The sequence below is a fragment of the Deltaproteobacteria bacterium genome, assembly GCA_016875225.1.
Classification (GTDB): Bacteria; Myxococcota_A; UBA9160; order SZUA-336; family SZUA-336; genus VGRW01.
The window spans coordinates 43,448-63,502 of record VGRW01000004.1 but is presented as its reverse complement, the minus strand read 5'-3'; the positions used below and the strand labels follow the sequence as shown (position 1 = coordinate 63,502).

The following is a 20,055-nucleotide window of genomic DNA, read 5'->3' as shown; positions in this document are numbered from 1 at the left end:
AGTCGATCCGATCGGTATGATGGCGACATGTCGGATCAAACGCGCAGGGAAGATCGGATCGTGGGGCCGATTCCGACCGAGGCGGCCGGAATGGCGCCGGGTCGCGGGCGGCTTTCGGGGCGGAGGATTCTGGTCGTGGGCGCGGGCACACAGCCCAGCCCCGAGCCCGACGCTCCGATCGGGAACGGCCGCGCGATCGCGCTTCTCGCCGCGCGCGAGGGCGCGGCGGTCGCCTGCGCCGACCGCGACGAGAGCTCGGCTCGCGACACGCTCGCGCAGATCGAGAAGGAAGGCGGCCGCGGCTGCGTGGTCGTCGGCGACGTGAGCGACCCCGACGCCTGCGCGCGGATCGTCGCGGAGGCCGAGCGGGCGCTCGGCGGCCTCGACGGGGTGGTCCTGAACGTCGGCATCGCCGCGGGAGCGAGGCTCGCCGGCACCGACGCGGCGGCCTGGGATCGCACCTTCGCGGTGAACCTGCGCGCGCACTTCCTGATCGCGCGCGAGGCCCTGCCCCGGCTCGCGCCCGGCGCGTCGCTCGTCTTCATCAGCTCGGTCGCGGCGCTCGGCCCCGGCTCGCAGCTTCCGTCCTACGATTCGTCGAAGGCGGGGCTCGCGGGGCTGATGCGCCACGTCGCCTTCGAGGGCGCGCGCCGCGCGGTGCGCGCGAACCTGGTGCTCCCTGGGCTGATCGACACGCCGCTCGGCCGCAACGCGACGCGCGGGCGGCCATCGCGCGCGCGAACGCCCGTGCCGCTCGGCCGGCAGGGCACCGGCTGGGAGGTCGCGTTCGCGACGATCTTCCTGCTCTCCGGCGAGGCGAGCTACGTCACCGGCCAGTCGCTCGTCGTCGACGGAGGACTCTCCGCGCTCAGCTGACCTCGGCGGCCGCCTTCGCGGTGAACTCCGGCGTCAGCCCGAGCTGGCTCAGCATCGGCGTGAACTTCGAGCGCGCGATGCGGTCCTCGAAGCCGGCGCGGCGCAGGCGGTGGAAGTACTCCTGCATCTGCTTCACCTGCAGCTGGCCAACGATCTTCACGCCCTCGGCGATCTGCTCCGGCTTGGTGCCCTTTCCCGCGAGCACGATCATGCACTCGGTGAGCGCGGCGTCGAACTGGTTGATCGTGATCGACTCGCCCTCGTCGAGCGCGCTGTGCAGCTGCTCCTTGCGCTCGGGTGTGTGGTCGATGGTCCACTTCAGGTGCTGCATCCCGTACGAGACGTGGCGCGCCTCGTCCTGCATCACGAGCTGGAAGATGCGCTTGTCGACGGGCGTGGGCGAGATGAACTCGCTGAAGCGGAACATAGTCAGGATGTTGCCCTCGGCCAGCAGGTGCATGAACGCCGACGCGTCGCCGTAGGTGTCGCCGTCGAGGATCGCCTTCAGCGAGTGCTCGGCCTGCGGCAGCGCCTCCATCAGGCCGACTCCGCCGACCAGCGCGCGCTTGCGGAACACCTCGGCGTGTCGCGCCTCGTCGATCGCCTGCGTGGCGATGAAGTGCTTCACCTCGTGGAACTGGTTGTTCATGCGCCAGAGCCACTTCGCCGGCAGGTCGGTCGCGATCATCTCGACCTCGGTGAAGAACGTGCAGAGCTGCGCGTAGGCGACCTCGAGCTCCTCGCTTCGCTCGTACTTGTCGAGGTCGGTCCAGGGAACGTCGGTGGTGGCGTCCCACTGGCGCGAGACCGCCTCCTCCGTGAACGACGCGACCTTGTAGGCCCAGACGTCCGACTTGCGGTTCAGCTCCGGCTCGAGGTCGGCCTGGTGCTTCACGTCGTAGGTCGCGCCGCGCGGCGCCGCGCCCCGCGGACCGCGCGGAACCTCGGGCAGATCGTCGTAGCCGTAGCTGCCCTTGTTCACGTCCAGGTAGGTGAAGCCGCGCTTGGGGTTCTCCTGCGAGAAGCGCAGCTTCTCGGTGCCGGCCTTCATCCAGCCGAGGTCGAGGTTGCCCTTGCGGATGTCGCGCATGCGCAGCGCCAGATCGGAGTTGCTGCGCCAGTCGGTGGGTCCGTAGTAGCTCATCGGGTTCCCCTTCTTCGGATCAGCTGCGGAGCATCCGCAGGAATTCGGGCAGCGGGCTGCGCGCGCTGCGATCGCCCAGACCGGCCGCCAGGCAGCGGCCGAAGTACTCCTCGACGGTTCGCTCGTAGAGCCCGACGACGGGCTCGAATCCGCCCGAGATCAGCACCAGCGGCTCGATCATCGCCGGCGCCCCGAGCGCGCCGACCAGCGCGTTCTCGGCCAGATCGAGGTGATTGTCGAGCCGCTCCACCTCGATCGGGCGCACGCGCAACAGGTTGCGGATGTGCGCCACGCCGTAGGCGATGAAGCGGCTCGCGTCCTGCGCGAGCCGCGTGCCGAGGAACGTGTCCGCCCGGTTCGTCGCCGTGTACTCGATGTGCCGTCCGAGCGCCTGCACCCACGAGAACAGCAGCACGTTCATCGACACCGACGCCTCGGCGTAGGAGTCGGCCACGAAGATCGTCTTCAGGAAGTCGCCGAGCTCGGCACAGTCGACGCCGAGCTGGCCGTCGCCGGCGAGCGCGCGCTTCCGGAACGCCTCGGCGATCCGCGCCGCGTCGTACATCTGCACGCACATCAGGAACTTGATCTCGTGGAATTCCTGGTTCATGCGGTACTCGAACGACGCGGCGGTGTCGCAGGCGACCAGCCCGACCGAGGTGAGATTCGTCGAGAGCTGCCGCAGCGCGATCGCGACGTCCTCGGAGTGGCCGGGCTTGGCGAGCGCGTCCCAGGGCACGTCGTGCGCCGGCGCCCAGCGGCGCGACTTCCCTTCCTCGTAGAGCCGCGGCGCGATGTCCGCCCAGACGTCGCTCTTGCGGTTCAGGCGGTAGCCCAGCGACGGCAGCCCGGCGGGAAGGATCGCCCCGCGCGGCGCCATCGAGAAGTTGTGCCGCACGATCTCGGGCAGGTGATCGGGCGAGTACGAGCCCTGGTTGATGTCGTCGAGCGTGAGCCCGCGCGCCGTCTGGCTGGGCCGGAACGCCGCGCGCTCGCCGATGTTCTTCATCCAGGTGAGCTCGAGCTGTCCCGAGATCGTGCGCATGATCTTCGCGACGATCTCTGGATCCTGCGTGTAGTCCTTGGGGGCGACGTAAGACATCGGGGCTCCTAGGCGACCTTGACGTCGAGGTGGCGGGCCTGGTCGAAGAACTCCTGGATCGACGCCATGAAACGGTAGAACTTGTCGTGTCCCTCGGCGTCGCTCGTCTCGATCCGCAGCACGTCACCGACGTGCGAGAGCGTGTTCAGGGTGTGCTTCGCGTCGGCGCCGCCGTGCTGGAGGATCGCCTTCACCATCTCGCCCCAGACCTCCGTGGGACCGCCGATCACGAAGTCGAGACGCGTCGGGTCGCCGCCTTCCCGGACGTCCACGCACTCGTAGACCTCGAAGTCGATCGTGTACAGCTGGCTGCCGATCTTCACGCCGAAATTCGTGTCGCAGGTGCCGAGCTTCTCGAAGACCGCCTTGTCCTCCTTGGTGCGCTGCTGCAGCGCCTGGAAGAACTCGAGCGAGGGGAATCGGATCGTCATGAATGCCTCCGCGGAATCTTGAAATCAATGTAAACCACTCGAGCGCGCGCCGGCAAACCGTGCTTTGCCGCGAAGCTCCTAGCTCTCGAACGAGCCGTGGCGACCGGCGCCGCGCGCGAAGCGCGTCGCCCCTTCCAGGGTCTCGCCCGAGGCGATCACCTCGAGCCCGAGTCGCGTCTCGAGGCGCAGCGCATCGTCGAGTGGGAGCGGCCACTGCTGATAGGACGAGAGCCGATCGCCGCGCAAGCAGCGCTGCGGGAACGCGGCGAGCTGCCGGGCCAGCCCGACCGCCTCGGGCAGGGCTCGCCCAGGATCGACCAGGCGATTGGCCAGGCCCATCATTTGCGCCTCGTCTCCGGACACTCCCCGCCCGGTCAGGATCAGGTCGAGCGCGTGCGAGTGGCCGATCAGCCGCGGCAGGCGAACCGTGCCCCCGTCGATCAGCGGCACGCCCCAGCGCCGGCAGTAGACGCCGAAGACCGCGTCGCGGGCCGCCACGCGCAGGTCGCACCAGAGCGCGAGCTCGAGCCCCCCGGCCACCGCGAAGCCCTCGACCGCGGCGATCACGGGCTTGCCGAGCAGCATTCGCGACGGGCCCATCGGCCCGTCGCCGTCCTCGCGGACCCGATTGCCGCGCCCCTCGGAGACGCCCTTCAGATCCGCGCCGGCGCAAAAGCAGCCGCCCTCACCCGTGAGCACGGCGACGCTCGAGGACGCATCGGCGTCGAAGCGGAGGAACGCGGCGGCAAGCTCCGCGGCGGTGGGCCCATCGACGCAGTTTCGGACGGCCGGTCGGTCGATCGTGACGATCGCGACCGGGCCATCGGTCTCGTAGCGAACGCTGGCCATCGCCGTCCTCCTCGAGCTTTCGCTCGAACGTACCACGCGAGCGCGTCTGCTAGCGTACCTGCGCCGCCCTGCATGGACTCCACCGGAACGCCGATCCCGCCGCTCGTCCTGGTCGCTGTCGGCGTCGCGCTCGCCTACGCGGCGCTCGCCTTCGTACGCGCGCGGCCGGAGTGGGTCGTCGATCGCGCCGGGCTCGTGCTCGGCGGGCTCGGCGCGATCTCGCTGGTCGCGGCGCTCCTCCTCTTCGACGTGCGCAATCTCGCCGTGCGCGTCCGCCTCGACGCGTCCGAGGAGCCGCTGATGCTGCGAAGGGATCCCGCTCGCGAGGTCTACCGCGAGGCGACGCGCAGCTTCGGAAACGACGACGTCTACGTGATCGCGATGCTGGCCGACGACGTGTTCACGCAAGAGAACCTCGCGGCGCTGCGCCGGATCAGCCACGCCGTGCTGAAGCTTCCCGGGGTGCGGCGCGCGGAGAGCCTGGTCGACGTGCCGACGTACCGTTGGGACGCGGAGAAGGACTGGCTGGACGTCTCGCGCTTCATCGACGAGGTGCCGAGCGACCCCGCCGCGCTCGCCGACCTGCGCGCACGTGCGCTCGCGGACCCGATCTACCCCGAGCTGATCGTCTCGCGCGACGGATCGGCCGCCGCGATCAACCTGTCCTTCCACGAGATCGGCGATCGCGCCTTCGTAGATCTCGGCCTCGACGAGGCGATCCGCACCATCGCCAATGCCGAGGCGGCGCCCGGCCGGGAGTTCCGCTTCGCGGGCCGTCCGCACGTGAAGTCTCGCACCGCCGTGATCATGGCCGAGGACCTCGCGCGCCTGATCCCCCTCGCGGTCGTGGTCGCGACGCTCGTGGTCTTCGTCACCACCGGCTCGGCGCGCTGCGTGCTGCTGCCGCTGCTCGGCTGTCTGATGTCGGTGCTGTGGACGTTCGGGCTGCTCGCGGCGACGGGCACGCCGATCAACCTGCTCACGATCGTGCTCGCGCCGATCCTGATCTCGCTCGGCGGGCTCTACGGCGTGCACATCGTCGCGCGCTGGGAGCTGGAGCGAGAGCACGCCGACAACGCGCGCGACGCCGCGCTCGCGACGCTGAACGAGGTGTTCCTGCCGGAGGTCCTCTCGGGGGTGACGACCACGGTCGGCTTCGCGGCGCTCGTCCCGAGCGGGATTCCGGGCATCGAGGAGCTGGGGCTGTTCGCGTTCTTCGGCTGCTCGATGCTGACGGCCATCTCGCTGGCCGGAATTCCGGCGGCGCTCGCGCTGCTGCCGCACCGCACGGGCCGGCAGGCGACCACGAGGATCGGGGAGGCCTTCGGCCGCAGGCTCGACGACGCGCTCGTCGCGCTCGCGCGGGTCTGCACCGCGCACGCGACGCCGGTCCTGCTCGGCTGGGCCCTGGTCACGGTGTGCGCGCTGATCGCGCTGCCGCGGATCGTCGTCGACACCGACTATCTCACCTACTTCAAGGCCGACTCGCCGGTGCGGCGCGACTTCGCCGCGGTGAACGAGCGGCTGATCGGGCCGGTGCCTCTGTACGTGGCGCTCTTCGGCCGCGACGAGGGAGCCTTCCGCGAGCCGGCGAACCTGCGCAAGCTGGAAGCGCTGCAGCGCGAGCTCGAGCTCCTGCCAGGCGTTTCGGCCGCGGTCTCGATGGCCGATCCGTTGCGGCTGCTGAACCGCGCCCTCGAGCACGGCGACCCGGCGCAGGAGCGCATTCCCAACTCGCGCGAGGAGGTGAGCGACCTGATCTTCATGGTTCCGAAGGCGGAGCTGCGCCGCTTCGCGAACTCCAATCACAGCGCCGCGAACGTGCTGGTGCGCACCGGCGAGCTCGGCTCGCGCGCGGTGCGCACGCTGGTCGCGCGCATCGAAGCGGTGGTGGAGCGGCTCGATCTTTCGCCCGCGCTGCGCGTCGAAGTGACGGGCAACGCCGTGGTGCTGAACCGCAGCGCCGACGCGCTCGCGGGCAACCAGGTCTCGAGCATCGCGCTCGCGAGCGCGACCGTGCTGCTGCTGGTCTATTACGTGTTCCGCTCGCTGCGCATCAGCCTGCTGGTGATGGCCCCGAACCTGACGCCGGTGATCCTGTTCTTCGGAATGCTCGGCTTCGGCATCGCGCCGCTCTCGCTACCGACCAGCATGATCGGCTGCGTGGTGCTCGGCGTGGCGGTCGACGACACGGTGCACATGCTCGTGACCTACCGGCGCCTGCGCGAGCGAGGCAACTCGCCGGAGGCCGCGGTGCTGCACAGCATGCGCCGCGTCGGCCGGCCGATGGCGATCTCCGCGCTGATGCTGATCGCCGGCTTCCTCACGATCACGGTCTCGGGCTTCGCGACGATCGTGGAGTTCGGCTACCTGTCGGCGCTGACCCTGCTGATCTGCCTGGCCGCCGATCTGGTCATGCTCCCGGCGCTACTCGCGCGCGCCCGCGCGTAGCGAGTCGACGGTCTTCAGGCTCTGGGGCGAGAAGATCGCGTCCGAGATCACCGGGTTGTCGACCACGCGCTCGATGGTGAGCACCGACTGCGTCTTCTCGGACAGGTCGTACATCGTGCTCTCGCGCGGGATCCAGACCCCGGAGTACGACTCGATCCTGCCGCGCGGGATCTCGAGCTGCTTCACCTCGACCCCCGCGTCGTCCCAGTGCCGCGTGCGCAGCGGCACGTTGTACACCTTGTCCACGTACAGCAGGCTGCGCGCGTAGGCCGGATCGGTCTCCGGCTTGTGGCTCACGTCGACGACCCAGACGGACACTCCCTGGAGCTCCTCGTCGGGAAGCCGCTGGTAGGTCGCGTCGTCGATGTGGCTCACCACCGCGAGGTCGTCCAGACTGAAGTCACTGCCGAAGATCGATTCCTTCGCCGGCGCGATCCGGGTGACTCGCTCGCGCTTTCGCGAGTAGTGGAAGCCCTCGTCCTCGGTGCCCTTCCGCTCGATGAAGAGGTAGGCCGTGTCTCGCTTGTCGTACGGGTCGGTGAACTTCATCACCGTCTTCGAGATGACGGCGCCCTTCGGCGCGGATCCCGGCGCGCGCAGATCCTTGAAGCGCGACCAGAACGCCAGGTTCTGCACGCTCCCACCGGGATCGGTCGAGCTCATGCGGTGCTCGAAGTACGCGGTCTCGAGCTTGTTGTCGATCACGCGCTGGTAGATCTCGCGGCCGCTCGGTCCGGCGCCGTTCGGCAGCGCGTCGTCCTGGGCCTGTGCCGTGGCGGCCAGGAGCAGGATCAGGCAGGAGATCAGCCGTCGTACGTCTCGGGTCCGCATCGGCGCTAGCTCCGCCTCGGCTTCGGCTTCGGCTTCGCGCCTGCCTTGCGCCGCGTGCCCGCCCGGCTGCCGTAGTCGCCGAACGGATCGTCGCGATCGCGCACCGCCTCTCGGAAGCCCTTGCTTCGCGCGCTCGCGACGAAGTCGATCCCCTCTTGCGTGTGGCGCGCGACGCCGTCGAAGAGCGTGCCGAGCAGACGGCTCGAGGCGAGCCCCATGTTCTCGGCCGTCTGGTTGCAGAGCAGCTTCAGCATCACGAGCTGATTCGTCGGCACGCGCGCCATGCGCCTGGCCAGCGCCAGGGCGTGATCCGAGAGCTCCGCGTCGGGAACGGCTTCCAGGATCAACCCGATCTCGACCGCCTTTCGCGCGGAGATCTCGTCCCCCGTCAGCATGTAGCGCTTGGCCTGCTCGAGCCCCATTCGGTAGACCCACATCGCCGTGGTCGGCGTGCCCCAGACGCGCGAGGGCGGGTAGCCGAAGCGCGCGCCCTCGCCGGCCACGATCAGGTCCGCGCACAGGACCAGGTCGGTGCCGCCGCCGATGCACCAACCCTGCACGGCCGCGATCGTCGGCTTCTTCGCGTACCAGAGCTTCATGTAGGTGTCGACGAAGCGGCCCATCATGCGCAGGTCGGAGACCGAATCCCATACACGCCTTCGCGTCGCTCCGGATTCCGCGTCCTGAGCCGCAGTTCCCCAGTCGAGCGCGTAACCGGCACAGAAGGCCGGGCCCTCGGCGCGGAGCAGGATCACGTGCGCGGCGGACTCGGCATCGCCGGCGTCGATCGCGGCGGCCAGCTCGTCGCGCAGCTGCGGCGTGATGGTGTTGTACTCAGCCGCGCGCGAGAGCGTGATCACGAAGACGCCCTCCTCGACGTGGGTGCGCAGCGTCTTCGGCCCCGTCCTCGCTCTCGTCGCCACGCGATCCTCCCGTCGTGGCCGGTGACGGTACACGAAGAAGGGATCCGGCGTGATACCCTCGAACGATTCGAAGCGGAGGTCGGGACGCGATGATCGTCGGTCGGATCGGTGAGCTCTGGCGGTATCCCGTGAAATCCATGAAGGGCGAGCGGATCGACGCCGCGAAGCTCGGCACGAACGGCATCCCCGGAGATCGCGGCTGGGCGGGGCGGGACGAGGTGCGCGGCGGCATTCGCGGCGCGAAGAAACTCGCCGAGCTGATGCGCTGCGGAGCGCGCTACCTCGAGGAGCCCGAGCCGGGACGCGTGCCGGCGCCCGAGATCACGCTTCCCGACGGCGCGCGTCTGCGCGCGTCGGACGCCGAAGCCTCGAAGCGACTGAGCCAGGCGCTTCGCAACGAGGTCACGCTCTGGCCGCTGCTTCCGGCCGAGAAGCTCGATCACTACCGGCGCGGCGCCCCGACCCACGCCGATTTCGACCAGGAGATGCGCGCGGTCTTCGGCCGCGCGCCGGACGAGCCGCTGCCGGATTTCTCGGTCTTCCCTCCGGTGCTCTTCGAGTTCGAGTCGCCGCCCGGCACCTACTTCGACGCGTTTCCGCTGCTCCTGCTCACCAGCGCCACGCTCGGGCGGCTGCAGAAGCTGGCGCCCGCGTCGCGCGTGGACGTGCGCCGCTTCCGTCCGAATCTCCTGATCACGACACCGGACGGCGTCGAGGATTTCGCGGAGCTCGGCTGGATCGGCAAGCGCCTGCGGATCGGAGACGTGGAGATCTCGGTGCCTGCGGCTTGCCCGCGCTGCGTGATGATCTCGCACGGCTTCGACGATCTGCCCAAGGACCCGGGTCTGATCCGCACCGTCGTGCGCGAGGCGAACCAGAACGTCGGCGTCTACGGAAGCATCGAGCGCGCCGGCCGGATCGCGGTCGGCGACGCGGTGGAGCTGCTCTGATGAAGATCGGCCTGATCCCCGTCAACATGGCCGTCGCGGATTCCCGGCAGCTGCTCGCTGCCGCGCGCAAGGCCGAGGCGATCGGAATCGAGTCGCTCTGGACCTTCGAGCACGTGATGATCCCGATCGACTACTCGTCGAAGTACCCGTACAACGCGACCGGGAAGATGGGTGCGCCGCCCGAGACGAACCTGGTCGACCCGCTGATCGCGCTGGCGGCGATCGCGTCCTGCACCTCGAAGATCCGCCTCGCGACCGGCGTGAACATCCTGTCGCAGACCAACCCGCTGTACCTGGCCAAGCAGGCCGCGAGCCTCGACTTCGTCTCGAACGGCCGCTTCATGCTCGGCGTGGGGATCGGCTGGCTGCGCGAGGAGTTCGACGCGCTCGGCGTTCCGTTCGAGCACCGCGGCGCCCGCTTCGACGACTACGTCGCGGCGATGCGCAAGGTCTGGTCGGGCGAGGTCGTCGAGCACCGCAGCGAGTTCCTGAATTGGTCCGGCTTCAAGAGCTACCCGATTCCGGTCCAGCGCCCGGGCGTGCCGATCATCGTCGGCGGATCGAAGGGGAAGGTCTTCGAGCGGATCGCGAAGCTCGGCGACGGCTGGTACGCGCCGAGCGGGAACGTGGCGCAGCTCGCGGAGCTGCTCGCGCCGCTGCGCAAGGCGTGCGCCGCGATCGGACGCGACCCGGCGAGCGTCGAGATCTCGGCGATGTGGATTCCCGCGGCGGAGGGGATCGACGCGGTGAAGCGCTACGCGGATCTCGGCGTCTCGCGACTCGTGGTGCCGACCTTCGCGATCGGCGGCAGCTCCGACGACGCGCTCGACCGCTTCGCCGGCGAGGTGCTCGCGAAGATCCGCTGATCAGCCCAGCCCGAGCGCGGCGAGCGTGCGCTCGATCAGCCAGAAGCCGGCCATCGCGCCGAACGCGTACGCGATCGGCCGCTCGGCGGCGCGGAGCGGCCGGATGCAGAGCCGCAGCGCCGCCACGAAGGCGAGCTGGCCGAGCTCGATTCCGACGTTGAAGCTCGCGAGCGCGAGCGGAACGTCGCGCGCCGGAAGCCCGGCCTCGGAGAGCGCCGCGGCGAAGCCGAAGCCGTGCAGCAGCCCGAACGCCGCCGCCATTCGCGCGGGCCGGAGCCGCCGCCCGCCGGGGCAGGCGAGCTCGAGCGCGAGCCAGAACACGCTCGCCGCGATCGCGACCTCGATCGGCGCGGCCGGCACTTGCACGAGGCCGAGCGCCGCGGCGCAGAGCGTGAGCGCGTGCCCGAGCGTGAAGCAGGTCACCGTGGCGACGAGCGCGCGCGGTCTTCGCACCAGCAGAACCAGCCCGGCGACGAAGAGCAGATGGTCCAGACCGCCGAGGATGTGCTCGAGGCCCAGTCTCAGATAGGCGTAGATCGTGGCCGCGCGCCCGCGCCGCGCGGGAAGCTCGAAGCGAGGCCGATCGGCGTCGATCACGCCCTGCGCGACCGTGCCGTCCGCGGCCTCGAAGCGCACCAGCGCGTTGGTCGCGGTGTCGCGAAGCCCATCGAGGCCGACCGAGCGGCCGGCGAGTGGCTGCTCGCCGCAATCGAGCACGGCCGAGAGCGTCTGAGCCCGTTCGTCGCGTTCGAGCCGCGGGGGCTCGGCCTCGCGGCAGCCCGCCGGCAGGATCGGAGCCGGCGTCGCTCCCGCCGCGCCGACACGAGGCGTGCGGAAGACCAGGCTCACGCGTCCGCCCCCGTGCTCGCGCAGCTCCAGAAGAGATGGCGCGAGCGGGTGCGCGTGCGCGCGTGCGGCGAAGAGCGCGGCGATGGCAACGAGCGCCGCGAACCGTGCGAACTTCACCGCTCGACCTTGGCGATGCGGATCTCGTAGCCGTCGCGCAGTCGAGAGAGCGCGACGCGCAGCGACCCGTCCGCGCGCTCGCGCGCGAGCTCCGCCGCGATCCGCGCGCGCGCCGCTTCGAGCTCGGCGGGCCGAGCAAGGGTCCGCTCGTGAACCCGAACCAGATGCAGCCCGTAGGGCGACTCGATCGGCTCCGAGACCTGCCCCGGCTCGAGCGCGAAGACCGCGATCGCGAAGGCCGCGCCGAAGCTCCGCGACAGCTCCGCTTGCGACCGATCCGACGGCGAGTGACCGAGCAGGAACGGATCGCCGCGCGCGATCGCGTCCGCGAATTCGAGCCGGCCTGCCGCGATCTCGCGCCGGAGCGCGAGGGCGTCCGAGACGAGCGCTGCTCCGCGGCGATCGCGCGACAGGAACACATGGGAGAGACGGAGTCGCGGCGAGCCGAGCCACAGCTCCCGATCGCGAGCGAACCGTGCGTCGATCTCGCGCTCGCTCGGCGGTTCGTGCTCCCCTGCCCCGAGCTCCGCGCGCATGCGCTCGATCAGCCGCCTTCGCACCACCAGGTCGCCGCGCGCGATCCCGAGCGCGAGCGCGAGATCGACGCGCGCGGAATCGCCGGCGCGGCCCGCTCGCTCGTCCGCGCCGGAGATGAAGCCGACGTTCCTCGCCAGCCGCGCGCGAACCACGGGGTCCTCGCTCTCGAAACCGCGCTTGCGCGCCTCGCGCAGCAGGATCTCGTCGTCGATCTCGGCTTCGATCAGCGCGGCGAGCACGGCATGGTCGGGAGCCGTGCCGCCTCGCGCGATCCAGCCCTTGCGGAGCGCGTCGATCCGCTCGGCGTCGATCTCGATCGCGCCCCGCTCCGATTCGCCTGCGCTCGATCTCCGCAGCAGAACGCGATCCGCCGCGACCAGGAGCGCGCCGAGGCACAGGAAGCGGAGCGCGTGCGAGACGATCCCCGGCCGCATCCCCCTCTAGCGCCCCGCGGTCTTGAGCTTGGTGGTGTCGTAGTACTTGCGGCTCGCGCCGACGTCGAACTCCATCGCGTTCATGCCGTCGAACTGGCCCAGGTTCGACGCGCCGCTCTGCACGTTCACGATCATCACGGAGGTGCCGAGCAGCACGAAGCGCCCCTGGTTCTCGGGCAGGTCCGTCGACTCGCTCCACTTCCCCACGCCGCCGATCAGCTTGTAGGGCTTGCCAGCGCGGTCGTAGGCGACGGCGAGCCCGGGCGACATCGTCTCCTTGTCGTACCAGATCTTCTTGCGGCTGTAGGGGTGGCCCTTCTGGCGCGGGATGTCGTCGAGCTCGAAGCTCCTCCGCTTCTGCCAGCTCTCGCCGATCATCGGCAGCGCGCCATAGGGATCGAAGCGACACGTGCCCCACTCCGCGTCGGTGCCGAGCCGAACCATGCTGGTCGGCGAGATCGCGCCCAGCACGCGCGGGAAGCAGGTGCGGACGCTGTTCGACACCGCGAGCTGCTCGCTCTCGCCCTGGAACTCCCAGACGTGATCCCAGACGTAGCCCGAGAACAGGTAGAAATCCTCCAGCGTGAACTCGGTTCCCAGCAGCGAGTCACTCTTCTGCGTCGCGGCGATGCGGCGCACGCGCCGCAGCGCCGGGATGTACGCCCAGGTGTCGTCCTCCTGGCCGTTCCGGTAGCGATAGAGCAGGAACATGGTTCCGCGCAGGTCGAACGGCGACTTCACGTCGAAGTACTCGGCCCACTCCGTGTTGGTCCCGGGCTCGAGCTCCGTCGTCGCTGGAAGCAGATCCGCGCGGCCGCTGAAGTAGGTGCGGCGGTACTCGCCCTGCGAGATGCGCCAGATCTCGCGGCCCGCGTTGCGCATGTTCGCGAAGCCCCAGTGCGGAATGTTGAAGCCCGAGCCGCCCTGCCAGCGCTGGTTCACGTTCCAGGCCAGCTTCGTCGCGAACTGCGGATCGTCGGGGGTGAGGTCGCAGCGGTGCCCGGTCGCCTCCTTGGCCCATTCCGAGTACGGGAACGGCTGTCCCGCGCCGTAGTTCGAGAGCCGGCCCTCGGCGTCGAGCGAGGCCTGGCAGGCGAACTTCACCGTCGCCTCGACGTACTTCGGGTGGGGCGGGTAGGACTCCGTCGCGACGATCCGCATCTCGAGCTCGGCAAACGGCTCGATCGCGTAGCTGTAGAACTCCGCGGGCACGAGCTCGCGCACCTGCTCCCGGTTCGCGGCCCGGATCACGTCGCCCGGGGCCACGTCCGCCGCGGCCGTGCGGGCGAGCAGCGCGCAACCCAGCAGAGCCAACACCGAGATGCGTCTCATGGCGCTCCCTTTCCGGCGCGGGCGGGCGAGTACCAGATCGGCGAGGTCCAGGACCGCTCCTGAACCGTCTTCGGGACTTGCGCGTCGCAGCACGGCTCGAACCCCTCTTCCAGCTGCGACGGGTCGTCGCAGCGCACGCCGCCGGCATTGCAGACCCGGGTGGTCCAGCGGCAGGTCGGATTCTCGATCACGCGCGCGTACCAGACGGCGCGCTCGGCAGGATCGAAATCCGGATCGGCCCAGACCGCGCAGAGCGCGTCCGCTCCCGGGCCGCGGGGCTCGCAGCTGGCGAGATCGACGTCGGCTCCGCTCTTCGGGTCGCCCGCGACGTCGAACACCCGCTCGTGCGTCCGACCCTCCCGGTCGAGCCAGCCTTTCACGACCTGCAGCCGCGAGAGCTTTGCGCCCGGCCGCGTCTCGGTCCCCGGATCGCGAAGCGCCGAGACGACGAAGCGCGGCGCTCGGCCGGCGGGCGCGGCCGGAAGGTCCGCGCCCATCGGCACCCCGCCCGCGTAGCCGCGCGCCGCGAACTCGCCGGTCTCGCACAGATCCTCGGGATAGTCGTAGCCGGCGAAGAAGCGCACGACGTGGCGCGGGCCGCTCGTGCCGTACACTTCCTTGCGTCGCAGCGCCGAGAAGATCGCCTCGCGCGAGTTCTCCTCGGCCCAGACCACCGCAAGTCCGCCCGGGTTCAGATCCCAGGCGTCCGGCAGCCCCTTGGGGATCTCGTCGCGCGCCGGATTGCCCGCGCCGCCGTGGCCCTTGAAGTCCACGTCCTCGTCGACGGCCCCGGACGCGCCCAGGTGCGTGTCGCTCCCCGCGACGATGCCGTACTTGAACGGGTTCACGCCGAGCTTCTCCTCCTGCACCAGTCCCTCGCGCAGGATGTGGCGCACGAACTGGCGCGGCAGCGGGGTCTCGGCCAGGTACGGCACGTAGCGCCCGTTGAAGTTGCTCATCGCGAGCGTCTCGAAGGAGCAGAGCTCGTCGGCCGTGTCGACGCCACGCATGCACTCCGACGAGCCCTTGTGCTGCATGATCTCGACCAGCGGCTCGAGCTCTGCATTCAAGCTCGCCTCTTCCGCCGACATCGGCGAGCCGTCGGCGTGCACGGTCGCGAACATGCGCCCGGCGGAGAGGTTGGAGTTGTGCGGAATCACGAGCGCGTCGCAGCCGGTCCCCGCGTCGAGACAGGTCTCGCGGAGCTTGCGCCACAAGAGCTCCGGCGCCGGCGTGTCGATGAAGCTCGACGGCAGCTCCGGCACCACCGAGTTCCGGAAGATCACGTTGCGGTGCAAGTTGTTTCCGGGCCCGGCCGCGCCCGTCCACTCGTAGCCGATCAAGGTCGCGAAGCGGCACTCCGCACTGCGATCGTTCGCCGCCTCGGCGGCTTCCACGATCTCGCGCCAGGGCCCGATCGCGGCCTCCTTGCAGCGCTGCCCGCCCGCGCCGCAGAAGTCGAAGCGCGTCGGAGGCTCGACCGCGTCGCCGCGCGAGGCGCGGTAGTTCATCACGAAGAACGCGAGGCGCGGGTAGCCGCGATAGACGCGGCAGATCCACGAATCGTAGCCATCGATCCCCGGGGTGCCGCAGATGTGGGCCTCGCCGAGCATCTCGGCGTGATCGGTCACGGCCGCGAAGTCGAGGGGACGCTCGAGCTGCATCTCGCGCATGGGTCTGCCCTGCGCGTCGTACGGCTGGACGCCGATGCGCTCGCCGCGCGCGAAGCGATAGGCGTCGGCGGGTCGATTTCGCGTGCCCTGCGTGCCGGCGTCGAGCGAGAGCGCGGTGTGGACGTGCAGGTCGCCGAAGAGCGGACGCCGCAGGCTCTCTCGGTGCGCGCAGGGCGCGCTCTGCTCCGAGCTCCCGAGCGCGAGCTCGGAGGCTGCGGCCGGCGGACTCGCGAACGCGGCGCCGAGCAGCGCGACCGCGATCGCGCGCCTCACGGCCTCGCCATCCTGGCGAACGCGTCGAGCTCGCTCGGGATGTCCGAGCCGAGCGGCTGGTAGACGATTTCAGTCAGCCCCTCGTCGGCGAGGCGCGCCAGCCGCTCGCGGAGCTGCGCCTGCGTGCCCGAGAAGGTGAGCGCGCCGAGCTGGCTCGAGACGTGCCGTAGGTCGAGCTCGGAGACCGCGACCCCGTGCCCGGCGTGGACGGCGAGGTGGCGCTCGTCCGCGGGCAGCGCCTCGATCTCGGCGCGCCAGGCGGCCCCGCCGGGAAGCGCATCTACACTCTCTGGTGACGCCTCCCAGGCCGCGTGGTAGATCATGGCGATCGCGGGAGCGAGCGCGTCGAAGACGCGCGGCGAGGCGAACGTCTCGTCCTCCTCGAGCACGGTGCCGACTGCGAGCGCGGCGCACCACGCGAAGCCCGGCTGTGGCCGGCCCACGCACATCACCCCGTCGCCGAGCTCGCGCGCGACCGCGAGGCCCTTCGGCCCGTTGGCCGCGATCAGGATCGGCGTGGGGATCGGCCGCGGCGCTCCGAAGCCGTCCGGCTGCAGGAGCGCGACCTTCGCGCCGTCGACCCGCACCGTCTCGCCGGCGAGCAGCCCGCGGAGCTCGCGGACGTAGCGTTCGAGCACGGCGAACGAGAGCGGCTTCTTTCCGAGCGCCCGGCGCCCGGTGAATCCGGTTCCGATCGCCACCGCGAGCCGGCCCGGCGCCTGCGCCTCGAGCGTCGCGATCGCGGAGGCCGTCACCAGAACGTGCCGCAGGCTCGGCACCAGCACCGCGGGTCCGAAGCCGATCTCGTCCGTGTTCTCCGCGATCGCGCCGAGCGCGATCCAGACGTCCTCGTAGAGCGCGGGCGAATCGCAGACCCAGACCCGCGTGTAGCCGAGCGACTCCGCGAGCAGCGCGTAGTCGACCAGATCCCGGCCCGGCGGAAACGCGACGGAGATTTGCATGTGCGAGAATCCTGTCATGAACGAGCGCGCCTCCGCCAACGGCCGGGCTGCTGCGAACTCGCCCTCGAACGCGGTCGTCGTGCTACTCGACAGCTTGAACCGGCACCTGCTCGGCGCCTACGGCTCGCGCGAGTTCCAGACGCCGAACCTGGATCGCTTCGCGAAGCGAGCGGTCCGCTTCGACACGCACTACGCCGGCTCGCTTCCCTGCATGCCCGCGCGGCACGACCTGCTCTGCGGCGCGCTCGACTTCCTGTGGAAGCCGTGGGGCTCGATCGAGATCTGGGAGGATCCGATCACGGTGGAGCTGCGGCGCGCAGGCGTCACGACCATGCTGGTCTCGGACCACCCGCACCTCTTCGAGGTCGGCGGCGAGAACTACCACTGCGATTTCACCGCCTGGGACTACCAACGCGGTCACGAGAGCGATCCGTGGCGCACGCGTCCGGACCCGAGCTGGATCGGGGCGCCGTCGTTCGGCCGCGGACACACGCACTACGACGACTCGCGCGGTTACTTTCGCGGCGAGGCCGACTTTCCCGGCCCGCGCACGCTTTCGACCGCTTCGCGCTGGCTCGAGCACGACGCTCCGCACCACGAGCGCTTCCTGCTCTTCGTCGACGAGTTCGATCCGCACGAGCCGTTCGACACGCCCGAGCCGTACGCGTCGCTCTACGACCCCGACTGGCGCGGGCCGCACCTGATCTGGCCGCCCTATTCCCGCGCCGCGATCGGCGAGGGGGTGCTGACCGAGCGCGAGGCGCGACAGGTGCGGGCCTGCTACGGCGCGAAACTCACGATGATCGATCACTGGTTCGGCCGGATCCTCGACGCGCTCGACCGAAGCGGGCTCTGGGACTCGACCGCGGTGATCGTCTGCTCCGACCACGGCCACTATCTCGGCGAGAAGGACGCGTTCGGTAAGCCCGCCGTTCCCGTCTACGAGCCGCTCGGACACATCCCGCTCATGATCGCGTGGCCGGGGGTCGTGCCGGGGAGCCGTGCGGCTCTGACGACGAACGTGGACGTGCACGCGACGCTCCTCGACCTGTTCGGCGTCACGGCCCGACAGCGCACGCACGGACGCTCGCTCGCGCCGCTTCTGCGCGGCGAGACCGATCGCGTGCGCGAATGGGCGCTCTCCGGCTACTGGGGCCGGGAGGTCCACGTGCTCGACGGCCGCGAGAAGTACGCGCGCGGTCCGGTCGGCGCGAACTCGCCGCTCTCGGTCTTCTCCAATCGCTGGTCGACCATGCCGGTCGCGCGCCTGCCGCAGCTGCGCATGCCGCTTCCCGACGAGCGCGCGCGTCTCGATCGCATGCCGGGATCGAAGGTCCCGGTGATCCGCCAGCCCTTCGTCCTTGGCGACCGCCTGCCCTTCTGGGGGATCGGCCAGTTCAGCGGCAGCCACCTCTGGGACCTGCGCGAGGATCCCGGCGAGGAGCGCGACCTGGCCGGAACCGCCGCGGAGAAGCGCGCCGAGGAGCGGCTTCGCGCGGCGCTCGTCGAGATCGAGGCGCCCGAGGATCAGCTCGCGCGGCTGGGGCTCGCGTAGGATGAGTACCGACGCCGGCTCCGAGATCCGACACTGGCTGCTCACGGCGACGACGGCCACCCTCTGTACGCTCGCCGCCGAAGACGACATCGCCGGCTGGCCGTTCGGCTCGCTCGCGCCGTTCGCGCTGCGCGCGGACGGAACGCCGATCGTGCTCCTGTCCGAGATCGCGCTCCACACGCGCAACCTGCGCCGCGATCCGCGCGTCTCGCTCTTCGTGCGCGATCCGAGCGCGAGCGGCGACGCGCAAGGGAGCTGGCGCGTGACGATTCTGGCGCGGGCGCGCGCGCTCGCATCCGAAGGCGACGAGTTCGAGGAGGTCCACGCGCGTTATCGCGAGCGCGTGCCCGCGGCGACGTCCTACCTGGAGACCCACGACTTCAGCTATTTCGAGCTCGCGCCCGTGCGCGTGCGCGCGATCGGCGGCTTCGGGGCGATCGGCTGGATCGACCCGGCCGCGATCGGCCGCGACCCGCTCGGCGCGGGGCTTCGCGAGGCCGCGAGCGGAATCCTCTCGCACATGAACGCCGACCACGAGGACGCGATGCGCCGGATCGTCGTGGCCGCGAGCGGCGTGACACCCGCGCGCGCGCGGATGACGGCGATCGATCGCGCCGGCTTCCTGGTCCGCACCGAGTCCCCGGACGAGCTGCGCTACGTCGGGTTCGGCCGCGAGATCGAGGCGCGCGATGCGCGGGAGGTCTTCGTCGCGCTCTCGCGCGCAGCTCAGAAGGCGTGAACGGTCGGGAACTCGTCGCGCTCTCGAACGCAGTCCCAGAGGAAGCAGGCGAGACCCACGTCGCCGGTCCAGAGCGAGTAGCGGCCGCGGCCATGGACCTCGCGCTCGTCCTCCCACTGCCCGATCGCGTGCATCGCGAAGCTCCGCGCGCGCTCGAGCCAGACGCGCTCGCCGGTGCGCCGGTACAGACACAGGAACGCGTAGCCGTTGCCGGCGGTGCCGTGGCAGAGGTTCGAACCCTTCGCCAGCGGACCCGCGCGAAAGACGAGCTCGCCGCCCATGCGCAGCAGCTCGTCCAGCCGCGAGCCCGGGCGCGGCTCCAGGCGAGCCAGCGCGACGATCACGCCCGGCGCGCCGTGGCAGATCTGGACCCGCATCGCGTCGCGACCGGGGCGCGGAGGTCCGACGCTCTGCGGCCAGTTCGCGAGCCCGTCCTCGATCCGCGCCGTCGCGTCGAGCGTACGCTCCACGTCGCCCGCGAGCTGCGCCGAAACGCCGGCGCGAATCAGAGCGCAGGCGTTTCCCGCGAAGCCGTGCGCCAGCCCGAGCATCTGCGTCGTCGCGCCGAAGGCCTGCGTCCAGAGCTTGCAGCCGTGCTCGGGCTCGAAGCGGAGTCGCGCGAGCACGCTCGCCCGGCTCCGCGCGGCGACCTCGTGCAGCCGCGGGTCGCCCGAGGCCTCGTGCAGCGCGACCGCCGCGAGGAGCGTTCCCGGCGTGCCGATCGCGAGCTCGTTCGACGGGTGCTCCAGGTTCGATCTTGCGGAGGCCAAGGCTCGCTCGACCCAGACGGCGGATCGAGTCACGCGATGGCCGACGAGCGCGAGCCCCGCGGCGCCGTGCAGGTACCCGTCCCGCGCGAGCGGATCCGCTTCGGCTCCGACGTGCGGACGCGAGTGGAGCGCCTCGACGATCGGATTCCAGTCGCGCGTCGACCGCGCCGCCGACTGCTCGAAGAGGAAGTCGATCGCCCAGATCACGCCCGCCGCGCCGTAGTATAGAGACCTCGAAGGGAGGCGATCGAGCGGATGCTCTGGCCACAGCGTCTCGGGATCGAAGACCCGCTCGGCCTCCGCGACGATCCGCCCGATCGTATCGCGCGCGCGCGCCTCGTCCCAACGGCTCTCGCGCAGCGGCCCGTGGCGCGCTGGATCGAAGAGCACG

Annotated in this window: 18 protein-coding genes; 6 read left to right on the top strand and 12 right to left on the bottom strand. The window is 70.5% G+C overall.

What is annotated here, in order from left to right; all coding sequences use genetic code 11:
• Positions 1-27 precede the first annotated feature (27 nt).
• On the top strand, positions 28-876 hold the full coding sequence (locus FJ108_02145) for an SDR family oxidoreductase (protein MBM4334701.1): 849 nt from the start codon (positions 28-30) through the stop codon (positions 874-876).
• On the opposite strand, the gene FJ108_02140 is transcribed toward FJ108_02145, so the two are convergent.
• The 4 genes from FJ108_02140 to FJ108_02125 all read right to left on the bottom strand — a co-directional run bounded on the left by FJ108_02140 (position 869) and on the right by FJ108_02125 (position 4,402).
• Positions 869-2,020 carry a ferritin-like domain-containing protein gene (locus FJ108_02140; GenBank protein ID MBM4334700.1) on the bottom strand — a complete coding sequence of 384 codons (1,152 nt, stop codon included), beginning with the start codon at positions 2,018-2,020 and terminating at the stop codon, positions 869-871. The genes FJ108_02145 and FJ108_02140 overlap by 8 nt on opposite strands.
• 19 nt (positions 2,021-2,039) lie before the next feature.
• Entirely contained in the window at positions 2,040-3,122 is a 1,083-nt protein-coding gene (locus tag FJ108_02135) for a hypothetical protein (protein ID MBM4334699.1), read from the bottom strand.
• 8 nt (positions 3,123-3,130) lie between these two features.
• Positions 3,131-3,553: a hypothetical protein gene (locus FJ108_02130; GenBank protein MBM4334698.1), complete on the bottom strand. Its 423-nt coding sequence runs from the start codon at positions 3,551-3,553 to the stop codon at positions 3,131-3,133.
• 78 nt (positions 3,554-3,631) lie between these two features.
• On the bottom strand, positions 3,632-4,402 hold the full coding sequence (locus FJ108_02125; protein ID MBM4334697.1) for a crotonase/enoyl-CoA hydratase family protein: 771 nt from the start codon (positions 4,400-4,402) through the stop codon (positions 3,632-3,634).
• Between the two features lie 72 nt (positions 4,403-4,474).
• Between FJ108_02125 and FJ108_02120 the strand changes: the two genes are divergently transcribed.
• Positions 4,475-6,853, top strand: a complete 2,379-nt coding sequence (locus FJ108_02120) for a hypothetical protein (GenBank protein ID MBM4334696.1) — start codon at positions 4,475-4,477, stop codon at positions 6,851-6,853.
• Here FJ108_02120 and FJ108_02115 read toward each other — a convergent pair.
• Both FJ108_02115 and FJ108_02110 read right to left on the bottom strand, forming a co-directional pair.
• A complete protein-coding gene (locus FJ108_02115) occupies positions 6,830-7,684 on the bottom strand; it encodes an outer membrane lipoprotein-sorting protein (GenBank protein ID MBM4334695.1) in 855 nt (284 codons plus the stop codon). The genes FJ108_02120 and FJ108_02115 overlap by 24 nt on opposite strands.
• Before the next feature lie 5 nt (positions 7,685-7,689).
• Positions 7,690-8,574: a crotonase/enoyl-CoA hydratase family protein gene (locus tag FJ108_02110; GenBank protein ID MBM4334694.1), complete on the bottom strand. Its 885-nt coding sequence runs from the start codon at positions 8,572-8,574 to the stop codon at positions 7,690-7,692.
• 122 nt (positions 8,575-8,696) lie between these two features.
• Between FJ108_02110 and FJ108_02105 the strand changes: the two genes are divergently transcribed.
• Positions 8,697-9,557, top strand: a complete 861-nt coding sequence (locus tag FJ108_02105; GenBank protein ID MBM4334693.1) for an MOSC domain-containing protein — start codon at positions 8,697-8,699, stop codon at positions 9,555-9,557.
• Positions 9,557-10,423 (top strand): LLM class F420-dependent oxidoreductase, encoded by an 867-nt coding sequence (locus FJ108_02100; protein MBM4334692.1) that lies wholly within the window; start codon positions 9,557-9,559, stop codon positions 10,421-10,423. Before FJ108_02105 ends, FJ108_02100 begins: the two co-directional genes overlap by 1 nt.
• On the opposite strand, the gene FJ108_02095 is transcribed toward FJ108_02100, so the two are convergent.
• The 5 genes from FJ108_02095 to FJ108_02075 are packed head-to-tail and all read right to left on the bottom strand — an operon-like array spanning position 10,424 to position 16,600.
• Positions 10,424-11,389: a HupE/UreJ family protein gene (locus FJ108_02095; protein MBM4334691.1), complete on the bottom strand. Its 966-nt coding sequence runs from the start codon at positions 11,387-11,389 to the stop codon at positions 10,424-10,426. It abuts the gene before it with no gap.
• A complete protein-coding gene (locus FJ108_02090; GenBank protein ID MBM4334690.1) occupies positions 11,386-12,360 on the bottom strand; it encodes a peptidyl-prolyl cis-trans isomerase in 975 nt (324 codons plus the stop codon). Before FJ108_02090 ends, FJ108_02095 begins: the two co-directional genes overlap by 4 nt.
• 6 nt (positions 12,361-12,366) lie before the next feature.
• Complete coding sequence (locus tag FJ108_02085; GenBank protein MBM4334689.1) at positions 12,367-13,692, bottom strand: DUF1329 domain-containing protein; 1,326 nt, start codon at positions 13,690-13,692, stop codon at positions 12,367-12,369.
• A complete protein-coding gene (locus FJ108_02080; protein MBM4334688.1) occupies positions 13,689-15,638 on the bottom strand; it encodes a DUF3604 domain-containing protein in 1,950 nt (649 codons plus the stop codon). Before FJ108_02080 ends, FJ108_02085 begins: the two co-directional genes overlap by 4 nt.
• Positions 15,635-16,600, bottom strand: coding sequence for an LLM class flavin-dependent oxidoreductase (locus FJ108_02075; GenBank protein MBM4334687.1), 966 nt, complete (start codon positions 16,598-16,600; stop codon positions 15,635-15,637). The genes FJ108_02080 and FJ108_02075 overlap by 4 nt, the downstream gene beginning before the upstream one ends.
• A gap of 16 nt (positions 16,601-16,616) precedes the next feature.
• Between FJ108_02075 and FJ108_02070 the strand changes: the two genes are divergently transcribed.
• Positions 16,617-18,155, top strand: coding sequence for a sulfatase (locus FJ108_02070; GenBank protein ID MBM4334686.1), 1,539 nt, complete (start codon positions 16,617-16,619; stop codon positions 18,153-18,155).
• Position 18,156: 1 nt separating this feature from the next.
• Entirely contained in the window at positions 18,157-18,894 is a 738-nt protein-coding gene (locus tag FJ108_02065; protein ID MBM4334685.1) for a DUF2470 domain-containing protein, read from the top strand.
• Here the strand turns inward: FJ108_02065 and FJ108_02060 are convergent.
• Complete coding sequence (locus FJ108_02060) at positions 18,882-20,054, bottom strand: lanthionine synthetase (GenBank protein ID MBM4334684.1); 1,173 nt, start codon at positions 20,052-20,054, stop codon at positions 18,882-18,884. The genes FJ108_02065 and FJ108_02060 overlap by 13 nt on opposite strands.
• Position 20,055 lies beyond the last annotated feature (1 nt).